The sequence below is a fragment of the Candidatus Pelagibacter sp. uisw_098 genome (genome assembly GCF_059512505.1).
The window spans coordinates 1,211,973-1,234,995 of sequence record NZ_CM183454.1 but is presented as its reverse complement, the minus strand read 5'-3'; the positions used below and the strand labels follow the sequence as shown (position 1 = coordinate 1,234,995).

The 23,023-nt window shown below is 32.5% G+C and carries 23 protein-coding genes; 21 read left to right on the top strand and 2 right to left on the bottom strand.

From position 1 onward, the window contains the following. The first annotated feature begins 44 nt into the window (after positions 1 to 44). Positions 45 to 608 (top strand): hypothetical protein, encoded by a 564-nt coding sequence (locus AC5YF9_RS06650; protein ID WP_415303896.1) that lies wholly within the window; start codon positions 45 to 47, stop codon positions 606 to 608. Here the strand turns inward: AC5YF9_RS06650 and ftsY are convergent. Together ftsY and dapF are read right to left on the bottom strand one after the other, a co-directional pair. Further along, the gene (ftsY, locus tag AC5YF9_RS06645; protein ID WP_415303895.1) at positions 601 to 1,518 is read right to left on the bottom strand and encodes a signal recognition particle-docking protein FtsY; all 918 of its coding nucleotides are present in this window, start codon (positions 1,516 to 1,518) and stop codon (positions 601 to 603) included. The genes AC5YF9_RS06650 and ftsY overlap by 8 nt on opposite strands. Further along, positions 1,518 to 2,342 carry a diaminopimelate epimerase gene (dapF, locus tag AC5YF9_RS06640; protein WP_415303894.1) on the bottom strand — a complete coding sequence of 275 codons (825 nt, stop codon included), beginning with the start codon at positions 2,340 to 2,342 and terminating at the stop codon, positions 1,518 to 1,520. The genes ftsY and dapF overlap by 1 nt, the downstream gene beginning before the upstream one ends. 159 nt (positions 2,343 to 2,501) lie before the next feature. Between dapF and ffh the strand changes: the two genes are divergently transcribed. From ffh to sucD, 20 genes are read left to right on the top strand one after another with little or no spacing between them, the layout of a single operon-like run. Next, positions 2,502 to 3,860 carry a signal recognition particle protein gene (gene ffh / locus AC5YF9_RS06635; protein WP_496169880.1) on the top strand — a complete coding sequence of 453 codons (1,359 nt, stop codon included), beginning with the start codon at positions 2,502 to 2,504 and terminating at the stop codon, positions 3,858 to 3,860. A 14-nt stretch (positions 3,861 to 3,874) separates the two neighbouring features. After that, a complete protein-coding gene (gene rpsP / locus AC5YF9_RS06630; protein WP_415303893.1) occupies positions 3,875 to 4,558 on the top strand; it encodes a 30S ribosomal protein S16 in 684 nt (227 codons plus the stop codon). A gap of 8 nt (positions 4,559 to 4,566) precedes the next feature. Further along, complete coding sequence (trmD, locus tag AC5YF9_RS06625) at positions 4,567 to 5,253, top strand: tRNA (guanosine(37)-N1)-methyltransferase TrmD (protein WP_415303892.1); 687 nt, start codon at positions 4,567 to 4,569, stop codon at positions 5,251 to 5,253. A gap of 16 nt (positions 5,254 to 5,269) precedes the next feature. Next, positions 5,270 to 5,785, top strand: a complete 516-nt coding sequence (gene rplS / locus AC5YF9_RS06620; RefSeq protein ID WP_415303891.1) for a 50S ribosomal protein L19 — start codon at positions 5,270 to 5,272, stop codon at positions 5,783 to 5,785. Positions 5,786 to 5,795: 10 nt separating this feature from the next. Then, positions 5,796 to 7,199, top strand: coding sequence for a 3-isopropylmalate dehydratase large subunit (leuC, locus tag AC5YF9_RS06615; RefSeq protein ID WP_415303890.1), 1,404 nt, complete (start codon positions 5,796 to 5,798; stop codon positions 7,197 to 7,199). Between the two features lies 1 nt (position 7,200). After that, complete coding sequence (gene leuD, locus AC5YF9_RS06610; RefSeq protein ID WP_415303889.1) at positions 7,201 to 7,806, top strand: 3-isopropylmalate dehydratase small subunit; 606 nt, start codon at positions 7,201 to 7,203, stop codon at positions 7,804 to 7,806. Next, on the top strand, positions 7,799 to 8,905 hold the full coding sequence (leuB, locus tag AC5YF9_RS06605) for a 3-isopropylmalate dehydrogenase (protein WP_415303888.1): 1,107 nt from the start codon (positions 7,799 to 7,801) through the stop codon (positions 8,903 to 8,905). Before leuD ends, leuB begins: the two co-directional genes overlap by 8 nt. Positions 8,906 to 8,931: 26 nt before the next feature. Next, positions 8,932 to 10,695 carry an acyl-CoA dehydrogenase family protein gene (locus AC5YF9_RS06600; protein WP_415303887.1) on the top strand — a complete coding sequence of 588 codons (1,764 nt, stop codon included), beginning with the start codon at positions 8,932 to 8,934 and terminating at the stop codon, positions 10,693 to 10,695. A 1-nt stretch (position 10,696) separates the two neighbouring features. Next, a complete protein-coding gene (locus AC5YF9_RS06595) occupies positions 10,697 to 12,325 on the top strand; it encodes an acyl-CoA synthetase (RefSeq protein WP_415303886.1) in 1,629 nt (542 codons plus the stop codon). Further along, the gene (locus AC5YF9_RS06590) at positions 12,322 to 13,098 is read left to right on the top strand and encodes an alpha/beta fold hydrolase (RefSeq protein ID WP_415303885.1); all 777 of its coding nucleotides are present in this window, start codon (positions 12,322 to 12,324) and stop codon (positions 13,096 to 13,098) included. Before AC5YF9_RS06595 ends, AC5YF9_RS06590 begins: the two co-directional genes overlap by 4 nt. Continuing rightward, positions 13,095 to 14,204: a dimethylsulfoniopropionate demethylase gene (locus tag AC5YF9_RS06585; RefSeq protein ID WP_496169879.1), complete on the top strand. Its 1,110-nt coding sequence runs from the start codon at positions 13,095 to 13,097 to the stop codon at positions 14,202 to 14,204. Before AC5YF9_RS06590 ends, AC5YF9_RS06585 begins: the two co-directional genes overlap by 4 nt. 20 nt (positions 14,205 to 14,224) lie before the next feature. After that, positions 14,225 to 15,232 carry an aspartate-semialdehyde dehydrogenase gene (locus AC5YF9_RS06580; RefSeq protein ID WP_415303883.1) on the top strand — a complete coding sequence of 336 codons (1,008 nt, stop codon included), beginning with the start codon at positions 14,225 to 14,227 and terminating at the stop codon, positions 15,230 to 15,232. Continuing rightward, the gene (sdhC, locus tag AC5YF9_RS06575) at positions 15,222 to 15,605 is read left to right on the top strand and encodes a succinate dehydrogenase, cytochrome b556 subunit (RefSeq protein WP_415303882.1); all 384 of its coding nucleotides are present in this window, start codon (positions 15,222 to 15,224) and stop codon (positions 15,603 to 15,605) included. Before AC5YF9_RS06580 ends, sdhC begins: the two co-directional genes overlap by 11 nt. Position 15,606: 1 nt before the next feature. Next, positions 15,607 to 15,936 (top strand): succinate dehydrogenase, hydrophobic membrane anchor protein, encoded by a 330-nt coding sequence (gene sdhD / locus AC5YF9_RS06570; protein WP_415303881.1) that lies wholly within the window; start codon positions 15,607 to 15,609, stop codon positions 15,934 to 15,936. Then, complete coding sequence (gene sdhA / locus AC5YF9_RS06565) at positions 15,933 to 17,705, top strand: succinate dehydrogenase flavoprotein subunit (protein ID WP_496169878.1); 1,773 nt, start codon at positions 15,933 to 15,935, stop codon at positions 17,703 to 17,705. The genes sdhD and sdhA overlap by 4 nt, the downstream gene beginning before the upstream one ends. Then, entirely contained in the window at positions 17,705 to 18,478 is a 774-nt protein-coding gene (locus AC5YF9_RS06560) for a succinate dehydrogenase iron-sulfur subunit (protein WP_415290395.1), read from the top strand. The genes sdhA and AC5YF9_RS06560 overlap by 1 nt, the downstream gene beginning before the upstream one ends. 24 nt (positions 18,479 to 18,502) lie before the next feature. Then, positions 18,503 to 19,996, top strand: a complete 1,494-nt coding sequence (locus tag AC5YF9_RS06555) for a CoA-acylating methylmalonate-semialdehyde dehydrogenase (RefSeq protein ID WP_415303879.1) — start codon at positions 18,503 to 18,505, stop codon at positions 19,994 to 19,996. A gap of 9 nt (positions 19,997 to 20,005) precedes the next feature. After that, positions 20,006 to 20,968 (top strand): malate dehydrogenase, encoded by a 963-nt coding sequence (gene mdh / locus AC5YF9_RS06550; RefSeq protein ID WP_415303878.1) that lies wholly within the window; start codon positions 20,006 to 20,008, stop codon positions 20,966 to 20,968. Positions 20,969 to 20,970: 2 nt separating this feature from the next. Beyond that, positions 20,971 to 22,131 (top strand): ADP-forming succinate--CoA ligase subunit beta, encoded by a 1,161-nt coding sequence (gene sucC / locus AC5YF9_RS06545; RefSeq protein WP_415303877.1) that lies wholly within the window; start codon positions 20,971 to 20,973, stop codon positions 22,129 to 22,131. 1 nt (position 22,132) lies between these two features. After that, positions 22,133 to 23,008 carry a succinate--CoA ligase subunit alpha gene (gene sucD / locus AC5YF9_RS06540; protein WP_415303876.1) on the top strand — a complete coding sequence of 292 codons (876 nt, stop codon included), beginning with the start codon at positions 22,133 to 22,135 and terminating at the stop codon, positions 23,006 to 23,008. Positions 23,009 to 23,023: the final 15 nt, after the last annotated feature.

The window sequence follows — 23,023 nt, the reverse complement described above, 5'->3', positions numbered from 1 at the left end:
AATCTGACCAAATAATTTACAAATTTCATTTCTATAAATAGATAGTGAAAAAATTTATTATAACATCATTTTACTTAATCTTTATTTCAAGTTCTGTAATTGCAGAAAATATAGAATCTTCAGCAAATACACTTTTTCATATAGGTCAAATGAACTCTCATAATAAAAATTTTGTTCTTTTTTTTAAAACTAGAGATAAAGCTATTTTAGCAAGAGGTGAGGATTATAATTATGTTACAGATTTTCCTCAGGATTTATATATCTATAATTATAAAACAAAAATTTCATCACCATTAATTTCATATGAATGGTTTCCTTCACAGGCAAAACACCTCTTAGAAGGTTATGACTATCCAGTTTTCCCAGAAGACTTTGCTTATTATTTGTTAAAAGATAACAATACTTTAGTCATGATTAGTGCAATTAAAAATATAAGAAAAAATTTTAAATTTGATATTGCTAATAAAAAATTAAACTCATATCCATCAAATGGTAAGTTTGATTTTATAATTTCATCAATAGCAAAAAATTGTGGGCATTCAAACCTTAAAGAAAATTATAAATGTAGCTACTACAAACCTTTAATTTCTAATAATCTAATTAATTAATTTGAGTAAATGCTTCAGCAAATTTTTCTGCATTAAAGATTTGTAAATCATCTTCTTTTTCACCAAGTCCAAGAGCAATTATTGGAAGCTTATATTTTTTAGCAAGTGCTAATAAAATTCCTCCTTTTGCAGTGCCATCTAATTTTGTCATTATCAAACCAGTAAGAGGTATAATTTTATTAAACTCTTCCACTTGACTGATAACATTTTGGCCAGAGGTTGCGTCAAGTACTAGGATTACATCGTGAGGAGCATCTGGATCTATTTTTTTAGTCACATGGGCAATTTTTTTGTATTCTTCCATTAAATTTTTTTTATTTTGCAATCTCCCTGCTGTATCAATTAAAACATGACTAAAATCACTCTTTAATGCTTCCTCAATTGCTTTGTAGGCGACTGATGCGGGGTCTGACCCTTGAGTAGATTTTGTAATTTGTACATCAATTTTATTAGCCCAGCTTTCTAATTGTTCTATAGCAGCTGCTCTAAACGTATCGCAGGCAGAAAACATAACTTTGTTACCATTAGATTTTAAAATTTTACCAACTTTTCCAATAGTTGTTGTTTTTCCAACCCCATTAACTCCTGATACTAGGACTGCGTTGAGCTTTTCTTTTTTATTAAAAAAATTCTCATTTTCCAAAGGTTTCATTAAAGTGATTATATAGTTTTTAAGAATTAAATTTACCTCATTCATAATATCTTTTTTTGGGTCAATTTTTTCTTGAGCAATAATTTTTTTAATTTCTTCAGCTGCAACAAGACCAACATCTGATTGAATTAAATAATCTTCAATTTGATCTAATGTTTTGTCATCTATTTCTTTTTTTACAATTATATCTCTTAAACCAGACGTAAATGCAGAAGCACTTTTTTTAAAACCAATTTTAAATTTATCAAAAATTCCCATTATAATTTAATGTCAATATTTTTGATATCAGACACGGGTCCTTTCATATGAATGCTATTTCTTTCATCAATAGAAATTGTTAAATTACCTAATGCAAATTCTATATCTGTAGTTTTTTCTACCAGATTATTAATATTAGCTGCAACAGCAGTTGCACACGCTGCAGTACCACAAGCCTTGGTAAGTCCAGCTCCTCTTTCCCAAACTTTTACTTTTATTAAATTTTTATTCATAACTTTTGCCAAGGTCACATTACATTTTTCTGGAAATAGTGGATGATTTTCAATTTTTGGACCAATAGTTTGTAAGTCAAATGCTTCAATATCTTCTACAAAAAAAATTATGTGTGGATTGCCTACATTTATGGCTGTTCCACCAATATGTTTGGTGTTATTTCTGTCTATAATTTCAATTTTTAAGTCTTGTGTATCTAGCTGCTTACTTAAAGGAATCTCCTCCCAATTAACTTTTGGTATACCTATTTCGGTTTCAACTAAATTACTTCCTAAGATTTTTGATTTTAGAGAGCCAGAAGCTGTTAAAAGCGTTATTTCTTTTTTACCACTTTCTTTTGATAGAAGGCCTGCCACACACCTAGTGCCATTTCCACAAGCACCAGATGCACTTCCATCTGAATTATAGAATTCTACATCTGCATCTATTTCTTTATTTTTCTTAATTAGAATGAGTTGATCACATCCAATGAAACTACGATCACATACTTTAATTATTTGATCTTTGTTTAAATTGAAGTCCTGGCTTCTTTGATCAATAATTACAAAATCATTGCCCAAACCATCCATTTTAAATGCTTTAATATCCATATGTAGATATTTAACTTATTTATTGACTTTTTGAACCTCTATTATAAATTGTCTTCGTTTCCACAAAAACGTTAAATTTGTGGTGTCTTTGGAGACAAAGAGATCAACACTAGTCAGCGATATTCGCCCACTAGTGCGAAACTGCTGTGCGTAATAAATATGTTTGAAAACTTAACAAATAAATTCGAAGAAATTTTTTCTTCTTTAAAAAAAGCAGCTTCACTTGATGAGAATCAAGTAGATGAAGGCCTAAGAAGTATTAGACAGGCTTTATTAGAAGCCGATGTGTCTCTAGATGTAACTAAAGATTTTATAGAAAAAGTTAAGCCAAAGGTTATGGGTCAAGAAATAATTCGATCAACCTCTCCAGGAGATATGGTTGTTAAAATTGTTTATGATGAACTAGTAAGCCTTTTAGGTGAAAGTAACACAGATATTAATTTAAATGCAGTTCCGCCAGTTCCAATGATGCTGGTAGGTCTTCAAGGTTCTGGTAAAACCACAACAACAGCAAAATTAGCCAAATATTTAGAAAAAAATAAAAAGAAAAAAATAATGATGGTCAGTCTTGATGTGTATAGGCCAGCTGCACAAGAACAACTAAGATCATTAGGAGAGCAAAATGATATTTTAACATTACCTATTATTGAAGGGCAGCTACCAGCAGATATTTGTAGAAGAGCAGTTAGTGCTGCAAACCTAAATGGTGCAGAGATTATATTATTTGATACAGCAGGCAGAACACAAATAGACCTTCAGATGATGAGTGAGATTAAACAAATAGAAAGTATAATTAACCCAACGGAAGTATTTTTAGTTGCAGATTCTTTAACGGGACAAGTTGCTGCAGAAGTGGCAAAAGAATTTAAGAATACTGTAAATTTGACAGGTATTGTTTTAACAAGAGCTGATGGTGATGCAAGAGGTGGTGCGGCCCTTAGTATGAAATATGTTTCTCAAGTGCCAATTAAGTTTTTAGGGGTAGGAGAAAAAATAGAAAATTTAGAGGTTTTTCACCCAGATAGAATAGCTAATAGAATATTAGGTATGGGAGACATCGTTTCTCTTGTCGAAAAAGCTGCAGAAGATCTTGGTGAAGAGAATATAAAAAAAGCAGAAGAGAATTTAAAAAAAGGACAATTCTCTATGGAAGATTATTTAACACAGCTTAGACAAATGAAAAAAATGGGAGGCATAGAAGGAATTATGTCGTTTATGCCAGGTGTTTCTAAAATGAAATCACAAATGGATGCTTCGGGAATTGATGAAAGCGTTATTACTAAAAATGAAGCAATCATTTTATCTATGACAAAAAAAGAAAGAGGAAATCCTAAAATCATTGATGGTTCTAGGAAAAAAAGAATTGCTAATGGCTCTGGAACAGATGCGGCCACTATCAATAAATTGCTTAAGCAATTTAAAATGATGTCTGAAATGATGAAGAAGATGTCAAAAGGAAACCTGAAGGGTATGTCTGATAAAGGAATACCTCCAGAGCTACTAAATCAACTTAAATAAAAAAAGGAAAAAAAATGATAAAAATAAGACTATCAAGAGGTGGAACAAAGAAAAGACCAGTATACAAAGTAGTTATAGCCGACAGTCGTCGTGCAAGAGATGGAAGATTTATTGAAAAGGTAGGATTCTTTAATCCTCTTTTGCCAAAAGATAAAAAAGAAAGAGTGGGACTGGAAGCAGAAAGAATTAAATATTGGTTAGGCCAAGGTGCTCAACCAACAGCTAGAGTGGCAAGAATTTTAGGTGAAAATGATATTATCCCTATGCCAGCAAACGCTAACAACCCTAATAAAGCTATACCTAAAAAAGAAAGAAAAAAAGAAGGAGATGAAGCAACTCCAGCAGCAGCTCCAGCAGCAGCTCCAAAGGAAGAAGCTCCTAAAACAGAAGCAGCTCCAGCAGCAGCTCCAAAGGAAGAAGCTCCTAAAACAGAAGCAGCTCCAGCAGCAGCTCCAAAGGAAGAAGCTCCTAAAACAGAAGCAGCTCCAGCAGCAGCTCCAAAGGAAGAAGCTCCTAAAACAGAAGCAGCTCCAGCAGCAGCTCCAAAGGAAGAAGCTCCTAAAACAGAAGCAGCTCCAGCAGCAGCTCCAAAGGAAGAAGCTCCTAAAACAGAAGCAGCTCCAGCAGCAGCTCCAAAGGAAGAAGCTCCTAAAACAGAAGCAGCTCCAGCAGCAGCTCCAAAGGAAGAAGTTAAATAGTTGGATTCATGTGGCAAGCTCAAATATTTACACTTTACCCAGATATTTTTCCGGGCCCTTTAAGTAAAGGGCTTTATGGAAAAGCGTTATCGAATAAAATTTGGGATCTAAAAGTTGTAAACATTAGAGATGCTGCAGAAGACAAACATAAGACGGTTGATGACACTCCTTTTGGAGGTGGATCTGGCATGTTGTTAAAAGCTGATGTTTTAGCAAAATCGATTGATCAAAATAAAAAAAAAGGTGAAAGAATTTTTTATTTATCCCCTAAGGGAAAAAAACTTGATCAAAAATTAGCACTAGAGTTATCAAAGGAAAAATCGATCAGTTTAATATGTGGTCATTTTGAGGGTGTTGATGAAAGAATATTATCAACAAGAAATATAGAAGAAATTAGTATTGGAGATTTTATTTTATCTGGAGGAGAAACAGCATCCTTTGTTGTATTGGATAGTATTTTGAGACTATTACCAGGAGTATTAGGAAATGAACAATCAAAAACAGATGAGAGTTTTGAGAATGGACTTTTAGAGTATCCTCAGTACACAAAACCTCAAATTTGGGAGCAAAAAAGTGTCCCAGACGTGCTATTATCAGGAGATCACAACAAAATTAAAGACTGGCGTTTATCACAATCAGAGGCTATAACACGCGTCCGAAGACCAGATTTATGGGAAAAATATAAGAAAAACTAATTTGATAAATATTACTATGAAAACAATTGAGGAAATAAACCAACATAACGTTAAAAAAATATTAGCTGAGAAGAAAATTCCAGATTTTTTTCCAGGAGATATAGTAAAAGTTGGTGTGAGAATTACTGAAGGTAAAAAAGACAGAATTCAATATTTTGAAGGTGTTTGTATTGCTAGAAAAAATAGAGATTTAAATTCTTCATTTACAGTTAGAAAAATATCATTTGGTGAAGGTGTTGAGAGAACATTCCCACTATATGGAACAGTAATTGATTCAATTACTGTTATTAGACATGGAAAAGTTAGAAGAGCAAAATTATACTATCTAAGAGATAGAACTGGTAAATCGGCTAGAATTGCTGAAAGGATTAGAAAAAAAATTGGTATAGAAGTTGATGTTAAACCAGAAACGGTAACTGAAGAAACTTTAGCACCAGTAGCAGAAAAACAAGCGGAGGTTCAAGTGGAACCTGAAAAACAACCAGAAGCTCAAGCAGAACCTAAAACAGAAAAATTAGAAGAAAAAAAATAATTTTTTTTCAATGCCTTTAACTCTTTACGATAAAATTTGGAATGATCACTTAGTAGATCAGCAAGATGATGGTACAGCATTATTATTCGTTGATCGACATTTAGTACATGAAGTTACAAGTCCACAAGCTTTTGAAGGATTAAGAAACTCTAATAGAAAAGTTAGACAACCCAGCTTAACTCTAGCAGTTGCAGATCATAACGTTCCAACTACTGATAGATCTAAAGGAATAGCAGATGTGGAATCTAAAATTCAAGTAGATACCTTAGAAAGTAATTGTAAAGAATTTGGAATTCAGTATTTAGGAATGAATGACAAGAGACAAGGAATTGTTCATATCATCGGTCCAGAACAAGGTTTTACACAACCTGGAACAGTAATTGTTTGTGGAGACAGTCATACAGCAACACATGGCGCATTTGGTGCTTTGGCATTTGGAATTGGTACTTCCGAAGTGGAACATGTCCTAGCAACACAAACATTGGTTCAAAAAAAAGCAAAGAATTTTAGAATTAATGTTAATGGAAAACTTCCAATTGGTGTTACCTCTAAAGATGTAATTTTACAAATTATAGGAAACATTGGAACTGCAGGAGGAACAGGGTCGGTTATTGAGTATGCTGGCAGTCTAATTTCATCTTTAAGTGTAGAACAACGAATGACAATTTGTAATATGACTATTGAAGGAGGAGCAAGAGCAGGATTAATTGCTCCAGATGAAAAAATATTTGAATATTTAAAAGGTAAACCGATGTCTCCAAAAAACGAAAATTGGGATAAGGCTATGAAATATTGGGAAAGTTTAAAAACTGATGATGGAGCTAAATTTGATAAAGAAATAGATTTAGTAGCAGAAGACATTTTACCTATGATTACCTGGGGAACTTCTCCACAAGATGTAATCACTATAGATGGCAAAGTTCCAAATCCTAAAAATGAACAAGATGAAGACAAAAGGAACTCTTTAGAAAGGTCATTAAATTACATGGGTTTAGAGGCCGATACACTAGCTACAGACATTAAGATTGATAAGGTTTTTATAGGAAGTTGTACGAATGGAAGAATTGAAGATTTAAGGGAAGCTGCGAAAATATTAAAAGATAAAAAGAAAGCATCCCATGTTCATGCAATGGTTGTTCCAGGCTCAGGCTTAGTTAAAGAGCAGGCAGAGCAGGAAGGCCTAGATAAAATATTTATAGCTTCAGGTTTTGAATGGAGAGAGCCCGGTTGCTCAATGTGTCTTGCAATGAATGCAGATAAATTAAAACAAGGAGAAAGATGTGCTTCAACTTCAAACAGAAATTTTGAAGGAAGACAGGGTAGAGGTGGAAGAACACATTTAGTCAGCCCTGGAATGGCAGCAGCAGCTGCAATTTCTGGAAACTTAGATGATGTTAGAAAGTATCAAAAATAAAATGCAAAAATTCAACTCACTTACAAGTATCCCAGTTTATTTACCAATAGTAAATATTGATACAGATATGATTATTCCAAAACAATTTCTTAAAACAATTAAAAGAACAGGGTTAGGAAAAAACTTATTTTTTGAAATGAGGTATGATGATAATGGAAATGAAATAAAAGATTTTATTCTAAATCAAAAACCTCACAATCAATCAAAAATATTAATTGCAGGAAAAAACTTTGGCTGCGGTTCATCAAGAGAGCACGCGCCATGGGCACTTTTAGATTTTGGAATTACATGTGTGATAAGTTCTAGTTATGCTGATATTTTTTATAGCAACTGTTTTAAAAATGGAATTTTACCAATTATTTTACCAGAAGACAAAATTAAAGAACTATCGGAATATTCAAAAAGAAAAGAAGAAATTTCAATAGACTTAAAAGAAGAAAAAATTATTTTTGGAAATAGCAAAATAAATTTTGATATTGACCCGTTTAAAAAAAGATGCTTATTAGAAGGTCTTGACGATATTGCACTTTCATTAGCTAAAAAAGAAAAAATTACTAATTTTGAAGAAAATTTAAAAGATAATAAACCATGGATATTTAATGATTAAAATTAAGAAAAGAAAAATTTTACTTTTACCAGGTGATGGTATTGGGCCTGAAGTTATTCAGGAAGTTAAAAAAGTTATTCAATGGTTTAATTCAAATAAATCTTTAGATTTTGAAATTGATCAAGACTTAGCAGGTGGTTGTTCTTATGATAAGCATGGAACACCAATTACAGATGAAGTTTTTTATAAAGCACTAGAAAGTGAAGTTGTAATATTAGGTGCTGTTGGTGGTCCTAAGTGGGATGATTTAGATTTTTCAAAAAAACCTGAAAGAGCTCTATTAAAGTTAAGAAAAGAATTAAAATTATTTGCAAATTTAAGACCTGCAATTTGTTTTGAGCAATTAGTTGAGGCATCATCTATGAAGCCAGAAATTGTTTCAGGGTTAGACATAATGATTGTTAGAGAGCTAACTGGTGGAATTTATTTTGGAGAACCAAGAGGAATCAAGCCAATAGAAAATGGTGAAAGAAAAGGTATTAATACTCACACTTATACGACTAGTGAAATAGTTAGAGTAGCTAAAGTAGCTTTTGATTTAGCCAAAAAAAGATCAAATAAAGTTACCTCTTGTGAAAAATCTAACGTAATGGAAGCTGGACAACTTTGGAAAGAAGAAGTTCAAGAACTTCATGATAAAGAATATAAAGATGTAGAATTAAGTCATATGCTTGCAGATAATTGTGCAATGCAACTTATGAGGTATCCAAAACAATTTGACGTTATACTTGCCGATAATTTATTTGGGGATATGTTGTCAGATCAAGCATCAATGTTAACTGGTTCTTTAGGCTTATTACCATCTGCTTCGCTTGGAGCAAAGAATAAAGATGGCGAGATGAGAGCAATGTATGAACCTATTCATGGATCTGCACCAGATATAGCAGGAAAAAAAATTGCAAATCCAATTGCATCAATTTTAAGCTTTGCAATGGCACTAAGGTACTCATTAGACTTAGATTCTGAGGCTGATGCCTTAGAAAAAGCAGTTCAAGATGTTTTAAATGATGGTCTTAGAACTAAAGATATATTTTCTGAAGGAACGAAAGAAATATCAACATCAACAATGGGTGATGCCATAATTTCAAAATTGCAATAATTAAAAATTTATTCTAGAGTTCCGAAATGCCAAATTACATAGCACCAGTAGAAGACATGATGTTTCTTTTTGATAAGTTAAGAAACAATAAAAATTATAATGAAATTGAAAAATATAAAGAGGTTAACTCAGAACTAGTAAAAGATATTTTAGTTGAAGCGGCTAAAATTAATGAAAATCTAATTTTACCATTAGCAAAATCTGGAGATGAAAACCCTGCTTTTTTAGAGAATGGTATTGTTAGAACACCTCCAGGATATAAAGAAGCATATTCAAAATATATAGAAGATGGTTGGGTTTCTCTTTCTTGTGATCCAGAATATGGTGGACAAGGAATGCCAAAAACAGTAAGTGCATTTTTTGATGAAATGTTATCTGCAACTTGTCTTTCTTTTAAACTTTATAGTGAATTAACAATTGGCGCCTATAATTGCATATCTCATCATGCAACTAATGCGATGAAAGAAAAGTACCTTCCTAAAATGGTAGAAGGGAAATGGAGTGGAACAATGTGCCTTACAGAACCAGTTTGTGGAACTGATTTAGGAATGTTAAAAACAAAAGCTGTTGAACAGCCTGATGGTACTTTTAAAATAAGTGGGCAAAAAATATTTATAACATCTGGAGATCATGATTTAACTGAAAATATTATTCACCTTGTTATTGCAAGAGCATCAGATTCACCTGTAGGAACAAAAGGAATAAGCTTGTTTCTTGTACCTAAATTTTTAATTAAAGATGATGGATCTATTGGTTCAAGAAATGGTGTATCTACAGGTTCGGTAGAACATAAAATGGGAATAAAAGGTTCAGCGACATGTGTTTTAAATTTTGATGATGCGGTTGGATACATGATAGGACCAAAAAATAAAGGCCTTAATCAAATGTTTACCATGATGAACTTAGAGAGAATCCTTGTTGGAATTCAAGGATTAGGAATATCTGAAATAGCTTATCAAAATTCATTAACTTATGCAAAAGAGAGAAAACAAGGAAAATCTAATAACACTAAATCTGCAGATGGTGCAGATTATATTATTGAGCATGCTGATATAAAAAGATCATTACTGAATATGAAATCCATTATTGAAGGAGAAAGAGCGCTGGGCTTTTGGCTATCTCAACAAACAGAAGTCAGTCTCTACCATCTTGATGAAAAGATTAAGCAAGAAGCTTCAGATTTTGTTTCTTTGTTAACTCCAGTTGTTAAGTCATTATTTACTGATTTGGCCATGGAAATTACAAGTGATGCAATGCAGATTCATGGCGGTTATGGTTTTACAAAAGACCAGGGAATAGAACAATTATACAGAGATAATAGAATTACCCCAATTTATGAAGGTACAAATTCTGTTCAGGCAGCCGATTTAGTTTTCAGAAAACTAGTTAATAAAAATGGCGATATAATTAATAAATATTTAAATTTAATAAAAAAAGAATGTGATTTAGAGGGTGACAAAATTAAGCCTTTTATTAAAGATCTAAATCATCAAATAGAAATTTTACTAAAATTTACTACTTGGATTAAAGATAAAATCCAAAATTCCAAAGATGATGCTAGTGCAGCATGTAATGACTATTTAAAAGCATTAGGCTTCGTGTCCATAGCTCATGCGTGGATAAAAGTTCTAGAGGTAAGTTTTAAAGATTACGAGCAAAATAAAAGTTTTTATGATGACAAAATACAAACTGCTAATTTTTATTTCAAAAGAGTTTTACCAAGAGCAGAAAGTCATTTTAAAACCGCTACATCAGGCAGTGATTATATAATGAATTTTAAATTTAATTAATATGCATTATTACGATACAAATTTAGATAAAAATGAAGCTAATTACGTTCCTCTTTCTCCTTTAACATTTTTAGAAAGAACCAAAGATATATATCCAAACTATGAAGCTTTAGTTTATGAAAGTAGATCTTATACTTGGAAAGAGGTTTATAAAAGATGTGTTAAGTTTGCGAGTGCACTAGATAAATTAGGTGTAAAAACTGGAGATACAGTTTCTATAATGGCTTTCAATACACCTGAAATTTTTGAAGCTCACTACTCAATACCTATGGTTGGCGCAGTAATAAATGCAATTAATACAAGACTAGATCCAAATACAGTAAGTTATATTTTACAACATAGTGATGCAAAAGTTTTAATCGTAGATAGACAATTTCATGACGTAGTTGAGAAGGCTTTAAAGAATGTAAAAAATAAAATTACAATTATTGATATTGATGATCAAGACATAGATACGAGTTCTTTCAAAAAAATAGGAGAACTTGAATATGAAAGTTTTTTAAATACAGGCGATGAAAATTATGAATGGAAAAATCCAAAAGATGAGTGGGAAGCAATCTCGTTAGGGTATACATCTGGAACTACTGGAAATCCTAAAGGAGTAGTTTATCACCACAGAGGCTCATACTTGATGGCAACAGGTAGTACTATAGCTTGGAATATGCCTAACAAACTAAATTTTTTATGCGTTGTACCAATGTTTCATTGTAATGGCTGGTGCTATCCTTGGACACTGGCGATGCTACATGCAAGGGTAATTTGTTTAAGAAATATTGATGTAAAAAAGATGTTTGAATTAATTGATAAATATGAAGTAACCCATTTTGGTGGAGCTCCAATAGTATTAAATATGATTGTTAATGCACCAAAAGAGGATCAAAAAGTTTTAAAAAGAAAAGTGAATGTTTTAACAGCAGGTGCACCCCCACCGAGCATCATTTTTGAAAAAATGGAAAATCTTGGCTTTGAAGTGATGCATGTTTATGGGTTAACAGAAACTTATGGTCATATGCTTCAGTGTGCATGGAATGAAGATTGGAATACTTTAGAAAAAGATAAAAAAAATGAAATTAAAGCAAGACAAGGTGTTAGATATCCTAATACTGAAGGTGCAGTTGTTATGGACCCCGAAACAATGAAGGCAGTCCCTAAAGATGGAAAAACCATGGGTGAAATCATGATCAGGGGAAATATTGTAATGAAGGGTTATTACAAAGATAAAGAAGCAACAGAGAAGTCAATGGCAGGTGGATGGTTCCACTCAGGAGATCTAGCAGTTACCCACCCAGATGGATATATTAAAATTAAAGATAGATCTAAAGATATTATAATTTCAGGTGGTGAAAATATTTCTTCAATTGAAATAGAAAATGCAATAGCAAAACATCCATCTGTATCACTGGCTGCGGTTGTTGCTAAACCAGATGAAAAATGGGGAGAAATACCTTGTGCTTTTGTTGAATTAATTAAAGATAAGCCAGCAACAGAAAAAGACATTATAGATTTTTGCAGAGAAACGTTGGCAGGATTTAAACTTCCTAAAAGTGTTGTTTTTTGTGATTTACCAAAAACTTCAACAGGAAAAATTCAAAAATTTGAACTTAGAAAAAAGATTAAGGATCAAAATTGATCTTTCAAGTAGGCAATAAGAATGTCTTTGCATCAGATGCAGGTCAAGGCATTAATAAAAACAAAGCTACAATAGTTTTACTTCATGGAAGCGGCCTCTCTCATATTATTTGGTCTCTGACAGAGCAATATTTATCTAATCAAAATTATAATGTTTTAGCAATTGATTTGCCTGGTCATGGAAATTCCGAGGGTGATTGTTTAAAGTCAATAGAAGAAATTTCAGATTGGTTAGAAAAAGTTTTTAAAGAACTTAATGTTTCTGAATTAACAATAATAGGTCACTCCCAAGGGTGTTTGGAAGCATTGGAATATTATTCAAGATATTCAAAAAGAGTTAAAAATTTAATATTTGTTGGTGGTTCTTATAGAATGCCCGTTAATCAAGATTTAATAGATCTTGCTGAGAGTGGAGATGATAAAGCAGTTAAATTAATGATGAAATGGAGCTATGAAAACTCTAAAAAGTTTATTGGAGGTAATCCTGTAGAAAAAATTATTAATTCTCCAAGAGATATTAGAGAGGTTTTAGCCATTGATCTTGTAGCTTGTAATAATTATAAAAACGGATCTGAGGCTTTAAAATCAGTCAAGTGTCCCACATTATTTATTTTTGGTGAACTAGATAAGATGGTTAACCTTGAAAAAGGCAAGAAATTTGCTGAACTTATTCCTAATTCAAAAACTCATATAATAAAAGAATGTGGACATATGATTATGTTTGAAAAAGCTTTTGAAATGAGAGAAAAGATCTCTGAATTTTTAAAAAAATGAAAAACTTTTCAATAGCAAAATCTAGAAGATTAAGAAGTACCCCTTATACTGCAAGAATAGAGAAACAAGGGGTTACAGCATACACAATTTACAATCATATGCTGTTACCTGCTGCATTTGGATCAATAGAAAATAGTTACAAACATTTAAAAGAGCATGTTCAAGTATGGGATGTTGCTGCAGAAAGACAAGTAGAAATATCAGGAAAAGACTCTGCAGAATTAGTACAATTGATGACATGTAGAGATTTATCAAAATCTAAAATTGGGAGATGTTATTATTGTCCAATAATAGATGAAAATGGAAATTTAGTTAATGATCCAGTTGTTCTAAAGCTGGATGAAAATAGATGGTGGCTATCAATAGCAGACTCGGATGTAATCTTTTTTGCCAAAGGTTTAGCATCTGGACATAAATTTGATGTTAAAATTATAGAACCAGTAGTGGATATAATGGCAATACAGGGCCCGAAATCATTTGCATTAATGGAAAAAGTTTTTGGAAAAAAAATTACTGAACTAAAATTTTTTGGATTTGATTATTTCGATTTTGAAGGGACAAAGCATCTTATAGCAAGGTCAGGATGGTCTAAGCAAGGTGGGTATGAAGTTTATGTTCAAAATACAGAGTCAGGACAAAAATTATATGACTATCTTTTTGAAGTTGGAAAAGAATTTAATGTAGGACCTGGGTGTCCAAACCTAATAGAGAGAATTGAGAGTGCACTACTATCTTATGGAAATGATTTTGATAACAGTGATAATCCATTTGAATGTGGTTTTGATCAATATGTTAGTTTGGATAGTGATATAAATTTTTTAGGAAAAGATAAATTAAAAGAAGTTAAATTAAAAGGAGCCCAAAAGAAGTTAATGGGTATTAAAATTGATATGAAAGAAATTAGTCTCACAGGATCAAAAAATTTATATGATGAGAAAAATAATATAATTGGTGAGTTAAGATCGGCTTGTTATTCACCTCATTTTCAAATGGTTATTGGAATAGCAATGATCCAGAAGTCCTACTGGGAAGTATCTCAAACCTTTAAAATTCAAATAAATGATAACACTTTTCGTGGAAAAGTTTGCGATTTACCCTTCATCTAGTATAAAAGCCTAATAACATCATGAATATAGCAATTGTAGGAGCCACAGGTAATGTTGGAAGAAAAATTCTCGAAGTTCTAGAGAGAAAAAAACTTCCTATAAAGGAACTATTTTTAGTTGCTTCACCAAGAAGTGCTGGCCAAAAAATAAATTTTAGTGGCAAAGAACATGAGGTCTTTAACCTTGAAACATTTGATTTTTCAAAAATTAAAATTGCTTTCTTTGCAGCAGGTGGAAAAATTTCAGAACAATATGCTTTAAAAGCAGCAAAGCACTCAATAGTTATAGATAATTCTAGTTTTTTTAGAATGGATCCTGATGTGCCATTAATTGTTCCACAGGTAAATCCAGAAGCAATTAAGAGTATGAAAAAAAATATAATTGCTAACCCTAATTGCTCAACAGCTCAGTTGGTAATTGCTCTTAAACCGTTACATGACTTATTCAATATTGTACGGATAGTTGTTTCGACATATCAGTCTGTTTCAGGTGGTGGCAAAGACCCTATGGATGAACTAATAGAACAAACTAAATCATCTCTAGAAAATAAAGAAATTAAACCTAGAAATTTTACTAAACAAATTGCTTTTAATGCTATTCCTCACATCGATGTTTTTGCAGATGATGGTTATACTAAAGAAGAATTAAAAATGACTAATGAAACTAAAAAAATTCTTGGTGACAAAATAGAATTATCAGCAACATGTGTAAGAGTTCCAGTTATGGTTTCTCATGCGGAGTCAGTAAATATTCAATTTGAAAAATCATTTTCTTTAGAGAAAGTTAGAGACACTCTTAGTAAAGCAGAGGGCTGTAAAGTTTACGATAAAAGAGAAGATGGAGGATATAGTACTCCAATTGAAGCAGAAGGTAGAGACGAAACTTATATTTCAAGAATAAGAGAAGATAAAACTATCAAGAATTCATTAAACCTATGGATTGTTTCTGATAATTTACTTAGAGGAGCGGCATTGAATGCTGTTGAAATTGCAGAAACTTTAATTAAAAATAATCTTAATGGAAAATAATAATCCTTTATCACCACATATTCAGATCTACAGATGGCACATATCTTCTTTAGTATCTATTTCACATAGAATTACAGGAATAATAAATATAGCTGCCATAACAATAATTTGTTTTTGGATTGCATCCTTACTACTAGGTGAAAATAGTTATGAACTTACTAGAATATTTTTAAATTCTATTTTAGGAAAATTCATAATTTTAGGTTTAACATGGTCATTTAGTTTCCAGATATTAAGTGAAATAAGACATTTAATTATGGATCTAGGACATGGGTTTGAATTAAAAGTAACAAAGATAACAGGATTAATCGTGATCATTGGTTCATTTTTTTTAACAATTTTAATTTATTTAATTGGAAAGCAATTTATTTAGTATGAATAACGTGACTAAAAAATGGCTATTAATGAGAGTAAGCTCTGTGGTGTTGATACCATTAATGACATGGTTTATTTTAAATTTAGTTTCAGTTTTCAATAAAGATTATTTTGATATTGTTAATTTTTTTTCAAATCAGCCATCTAAAATTTTAGTTTCTTTGTTGTTAGTTTTTGCCTATTTTTTTTCAGCTTTAAGTATTAGTGAGGTATTTGAAGACTATATACAGGATGAAAAAATCAAAAATGTCGCAAACAAAACTTTGAATATATTTGCTATAATAATTCCCTTAATTACAATTATAATAATATTTAATTTAAATATATGAGTTCATATAAAATTATAGATCATGAATACGATGTTATCGTACTCGGCGCAGGAGGCTCAGGCTTAAGAGCTGCTGTTGGTTTAAGTGAAGCTGGTTTAAAGACAGCCTGTATTTCAAAAGTATTTCCAACAAGAAGTCATACCTCTGCTGCTCAAGGAGGAATTTCTGCATCTTTAGGGAATATGGGCGAAGATGATTGGCGTTGGCATATGTATGATACCGTCAAAGGTGCTGACTGGTTAGGTGACCAAGATAGTATTGAGTATCTTTGTAAAGAAGCTCCAGCAGCTGTTATAGAATTAGAAAAATATGGAGTTCCATTTAGTAGAACTGATGATGGTAAAATTTACCAAAGACCTTTTGGTGGAATGACAAAAAATTATGGCAATGGAATTGTTCAAAGAACATGTGCAGCCGCAGATAGAACTGGACATGCAATACTTCATACCCTTTATGGACAAGCTTTAAAACATAACACTGAATTTTTTATTGAATACTTCGCTCTAGATTTATTAATGAAAGATGGTGAATGTAAAGGTCTTATTGCTTGGAATTTAAATGATGGAACAATTCATAGATTTAGAGCTCATAGTACAATAATTGCAACAGGTGGTTATGGAAAAGCTTATTATTCTGCAACTTCAGCACACACTTGTACTGGAGATGGAAATGCAATGGTTTTAAGGGCAGGTTTACCATTACAAGATATGGAATTTGTACAATTTCACCCAACAGGAATTTATGGACATGGAACTTTAATTTCTGAAGGTGTTAGAGGAGAAGGTGGCTATTTAGTTAATTCAAAAGGTGAAAGATTTATGGAGCGTTATGCGCCAAAAGCTAAAGACTTAGCATCTAGAGATGTAGTAAGTAGATCAATGTCAATTGAGATTAATGAAGGAAGAGGTGTGGGTAAAGAACAGGATCATGTTCACTTACATTTAAGTCATTTAGACAAAAGTATTATTGAAAGTAGACTTCCAGGAATAACTGAAGCAGCAAGATTATTTGCAAATGTTGATGTAACTAAAGAGCCAATACCGGTAGTTCCTACTGTTCATTACAATATGGGAGGTATTCCAACAAACTATAAAGCTGAAGTATTAACAGGCAATGATTCTGAAACAGTTCCGGGGTTAATGGCAATTGGTGAGGCTGCCTGCGTTTCTGTTCATGGAGCGAATAGATTGGGGTCTAATTCTTTAATTGACCTAGTTGTATTTGGAAGAGCCGCAGCTAGAAGAGCTGCAGAACTTGTAAAACCAGGAACCCCACATGAAGATATAGGAGAGACTGAAACAAAAAAATGTTTAGAAAGATTTGATAAATTAAGAAACTCTAATGGTGAAAATAGTACTGCAGAGCTTAGGCTTTCAATGCAAAAAACTATGCAATCAAAGTGTGCTGTTTTTAGAACAGAAAAAACACTTAAAGAGGGTGTTGATGATATTAGAAAAGCATACGATGGAATGGAATCAATTTCTGTAAAAGATAAGTCACTTGTTTTTAACACTGATTTAGTGGAAACATTGGAGTTTGATAACTTGATAAGACAAGCAATTACAACAGTGGATTCTGCTTATAATAGACAAGAGAGCAGAGGTGCACATGCAAGAGAAGATTTCCCAAAAAGAAACGATGAAAAATTTATGCAACACACTATTGCTTGGTGCAATGGAAAAGATTCAAAAATTGGTTATAGACCAGTTACTAAAACGACTTTAACAAATGAAGTTCAATACTTTCCACCACAAGAAAGAGTTTACTAGTGGTTCAAATAAATTTACCTAAAAATTCAGAAGTTCAAAAAGGTATCTATTATCAAGATAAAACTGGATCAAAAAATATCAGAAAAGTAAATGTTTATAGATGGGATCCCTCAAATGGAGAAAACCCAAGAGTAGATACTTACGAAGTAGATATGGATAACTGTCCTTCAAAAGTATTGGATATTTTAAATAAGATTAAAAATGAAATTGATCCATCATTGGCTTATCGGAGATCTTGTGCACATGGTGTTTGTGGATCTTGTGCAATGAATATGGATGGTAAAAATGGTTTAGCATGCACAAAACCTCATTCAGAAATTGAAGGAGATATAAATATTTATCCACTACCTCATCTAAAAGTTAAAAAAGATTTAATTGGGGACTTAAGTGGACTGTATAAACAATACGAATCAATTGAGCCTTGGTTGAAAACAAATACAAAAGTTGAAACTACAGAAATTATTCAATCTCAAAAAGATAGAAAAAAATTAGATGGTGCGTATGAATGTATCATGTGTGCATGTTGTTCCACTTCTTGCCCAAGCTATTGGTGGAATGAGGATAAATTTTTAGGTCCTGCAGTTTTGCTGCAAGCTTATAGGTGGATAGTAGATAGTAGAGATGATGAAAGAAAAGAGAGATTAAAAAAAGTAGCTGATGAACTTAAGTTGTATAGATGTCATACTATTATGAATTGCACCAATGCTTGTCCTAAGGGATTAAATCCAGCAAAAGCCATAGCTGAATTGAAAAAAATGCTTGCAACAAGCTAATTACCCCTTTAAATAACACCATTCATGAATTTATTAGAACATTTTGTTGGTGGAAAGCTAATTTCAGGCTCATCTGACAGAAAAAGCAAAATTTTCAATCCTGCAACGGGTGAACAAGAATCCGAAGTAAGGTTAGCTAGCAAAACTGACCTTGATCAAGCTGTAGAAGTAGCAAAAAAAGCTTTTGAAACTTGGTCACAGAAACCTCCCCTTCAAAGAGCAAGAGTGATGTTCAAATTTAAAGAGTTAATAGAAAAAAATACTGATGAACTTACAAAATTAATAGTTTCAGAACATGGCAAAGTTTATGAAGATGCCAAAGGTTCTTTAACAAGAGGACTAGAAGTAGTTGAGTTTGCATGTGGAATTCCACATTTACTTAAAGGAGAATTTTCAGAAAATGTAGGAACTAATGTGGATAGCTGGTCAATGCGTCAGCCACTTGGAGTAGTTGCTGGTATTACACCTTTTAATTTTCCAGCAATGGTACCTATGTGGATGTTCCCTTTAGCTATTGCATGTGGAAATACATTTATTTTAAAACCATCAGAAAAAGATCCATCTTGCCCACTAAGATTAGCAGAATTGCTAACAGAAGCAGGACTACCAGATGGTGTTTTTAATGTTGTTAATGGAGATAAAGAGTCTGTTGATGCAATTTTAACAAACAAAGATGTCAAAGCTGTAAGTTTTGTAGGCTCAACATCAATCGCAAAATATATTTATGAAAATTCTGCAAAAAATGAAAAAAGAGTTCAGGCCTTAGGAGGTGCAAAAAATCATTTAGTTGTAATGCCTGACTGTGACCTTGATGGTGCAGTAAATGGATTAATGGGTGCAGCATATGGTTCAGCAGGGGAAAGATGTATGGCTCAATCAGTAGCAGTGGCTGTAGGAGATATTGGAGATGAGTTAGTTGCTCGTTTATCAAAAAAAGCTGAAGCATTAAAAGTAGGACCCGGTATGGACAAAACATCTGAGATGGGTCCATTAGTTACCAAAGAACACTTAGAAAAAGTAAAAGGTTATGTTGACCTAGGTGTTGAAGAGGGTGCTAAATTAGTTGTCGATGGAAGAGATATAAAGCTTCAAGGGTATGAAAATGGTTTCTTTATAGGTGGCTGTTTATTTGATCACGTTAAAAAAGATATGAGAATTTACAAAGAAGAAATATTTGGGCCCGTTTTGTCAGTCATAAGAGTTAAAACTTTTGAAGAAGCAACAAAACTAATTAATGATCATGAATATGGTAATGGGGTAAGTATTTACACAAGAGATGGTGATGCAGGTAGAACGTTTGCTAGTAAAATTCAAGTTGGTATGGTTGGAATTAATGTTCCAATACCTGTACCAATGGCATTCCATAGTTTTGGTGGATGGAAAAGATCACTATTTGGAGATAGTGCAATGCACGGAGCTGAAGGAATTAAATTTTATACAAAACTTAAGACAGTAACATCAAGATGGCCTTCTGGAATAAGATCTAATGCAGAATTTGTCATGCCAACAATGAAATAAGGAGAAAAAATGAAAAAAATATCTTTAATAGGTGCGGGTCAAATTGGAGGCACTTTAGCTCACTTAATTGGAACCAAAGAAGTGGCCGATGAAGTAGTACTTTTTGATGTTGCAAGCGGTATAGCTAAAGGTAAGGCTTTAGATATTGCTCAATCTTCTTCTGTTGATGGTTTTAATGTAAAATTTTCAGGAACAGATAATTATGAAGATATAAAAGATTCAGACGTAATAATAATAACTGCTGGTGTGCCAAGAAAACCAGGCATGAGCAGAGATGACCTACTGGGCATTAATTTAAAAATTATTAAACAAGTAGCAGAAGGTATTAAAAAAAATGCACCCAATGCATTTGTTATATGTATTACAAACCCACTAGACGTTATTGTGATGGCTTTTCAAAAATTTTCAGGCCTACCAGCTAATAAAGTTGTTGGAATGGCAGGAATTTTAGATAGCTCAAGATTTAAATTATTTTTATCTTTAGAATTAAACGTTCCCGTAAAAGAAATTGAAGCAATGGTTATGGGAGGTCATGGAGATACAATGGTTCCTTTGCCAAGATTTACAAAAGTTTCTGGCAAACCACTTTTAGATTTAGTAAAAGAAGGAAAAATATCTGAAGAGAGATTAGAGGAAATTAATCAAAGAACTAGAGATGGTGGAGCGGAGATTGTTAAATATTTGGAAAAAGGTTCTGCATTCTATGCACCAGCAGCTTCAGGAGTACAGATGGCAGAAGCATATCTAAAAGATGAAAAAAAATTACTTCCATGTGCAGTTCATTTAAATGGAGAGTATGGTGTTAATAATGTTTATGCTGGTGTACCAGTAATAATTGGAAAAGATGGTGTTGAGAAAATAGAACTAATAGACTTAGACGAAAAAGAAAAAAAAGAATTTATGCACTCAATAGATGCTGTTAAAGCGTTATGGGAAGCTGCATCAAAAATAGATCCAGATCTTTCTAAATAATAATGAACATACACGAACATCAGGCCAAAAAAATTTTGAAAAAATACGGTGCAATTGTGCCAGAAGGTGTTTTCGCTTTTACCGTTGATGAATTAATTGAAAAAGCAAAATCATTAAAAACAGAGAAGTTTGTATTAAAAGCACAAATTCACGCTGGTGGAAGAGGTAAGGTGGGTGGTGTAAAAATCTTAAATACTATAGAAGAGTTAAGTGCTGCTGCTAAAGAGCTATTAGGTAAAACGCTTATAACACACCAGACGGGCCCTGAAGGTAGAGAGGTTAAAAGATTATATGTTGAAGAATCTTCCAGCATAAATAAAGAATTTTATTTATCATGTTTAATTGATAGGTCTAGTTCAAAGATCGCGTTCATATCAAGCGATCAAGGTGGAATGGACATTGAAGAAGTAGCCAATAAAACACCAGAAAAAATTATAACAACAAAAGTTGAAATAGCTGATGAGATTTTAGATACAGATTGCGAAAAAATAATTAAAATTTTTAATTTAAGTGGGGATGCAAAAAAGCAAGCAATATTGCTAATTAAATCAGTATATAAGATGTTCATTAGCACTGATGCTAATATGATTGAGGTTAATCCATTAATTCTAACAAAAGAAGAAAAAATAATCTGTTTAGATGCAAAAGTAAATTTTGATTCTAATGCTTTATTCAAGCATCCAGAAATTATGGAGTTAAGAGACTTAAATGAAGAAGATCCAACAGAAATCGAAGCAAGCAAACATGATCTTGCTTATATAAAATTAGATGGAAGTATTGGCTGTATGGTTAATGGAGCAGGGCTGGCAATGGCCACTATGGATATAATTAAGTTATATGGAAAAGAGCCAGCCAACTTTTTGGATGTTGGTGGTGGAGCCTCAAAAGAAAAAGTTTCTGCTGCACTTAAGATAATTCTTTCAGATAAAAATGTTAAAGGTATCTTAATAAATATATTTGGTGGCATAATGAGATGTGATGTCCTTGCACAAGGAGTGGTTGACGCTGCTAAGGAAATAAATATCAGTGTACCTTTAGTTGTTAGACTTGCTGGAACAAATTTTAAAGAAGGAAAAGAAATATTAGATAATTCAGGATTAAAATTAATTTCTGCAGAAAACCTTGATGATGCTGCCCAAAAAATAGTGGATGCTATAAAATAATATGTCTGTTTTAATTAACAAAAATACAAAAGTTATATGTCAAGGGTTTACTGGAACACATGGTACATTTCATTCTAAGCAGGCAATAGAGTATGGTACTAATTTAGTTGGGGGGGTTACTCCAAAAAAAGGAGGCCAAAAACATTTAGATCGTCCAGTTTTTAATACTGTAGCCGAAGCCAATCAAGAAGTTGGTGCCGATGCAACAATGATTTATGTACCCGCAAAATATGCTGGTGCTGCAATAATTGAAGCAATAGATGCTTCTATTGAACTCATAGTATGCATTACCGAAGGTATACCAATTCAAGATATGCTTCGTGTTAAACAAAAATTAAATGATTCAAAAAGTAGACTAATCGGGCCGAACTGCCCTGGAATAATTACTCCAGACGAATGTAAGATTGGAATCATGCCAGGAAATATTCATAAAAAAGGTTCTGTTGGAATAGTCTCAAGATCAGGAACTTTAACTTATGAAGCTGTTGCACAAACAACAGAGAATGGGTTGGGACAATCTACTTGCATTGGAATCGGAGGAGATCCAGTAAATGGAACAAACTTTATTGATTGTTTAGATTTATTTTTAAATGATGAGGAGACAGAATCTATCCTTATGATAGGTGAGATAGGTGGTTCTGCAGAAGAAGAGGCAGCAGAATTTGTAAAAAATCATAAAATACAGAAACCCATGGTTGGTTTTGTGGCTGGAATAACAGCGCCAGCAGGAAGAACAATGGGACATGCTGGAGCCATTGTATCAGGTGGAAAAGGTGGGGCAGAAGATAAAATTAAAAAGATGGAAAAATGTGGAATTACTATAGCTAAATCACCATCTGAATTAGGTAAAACATTATTTAATAAATTATCTAATTGAAAAATATTTTTCTGA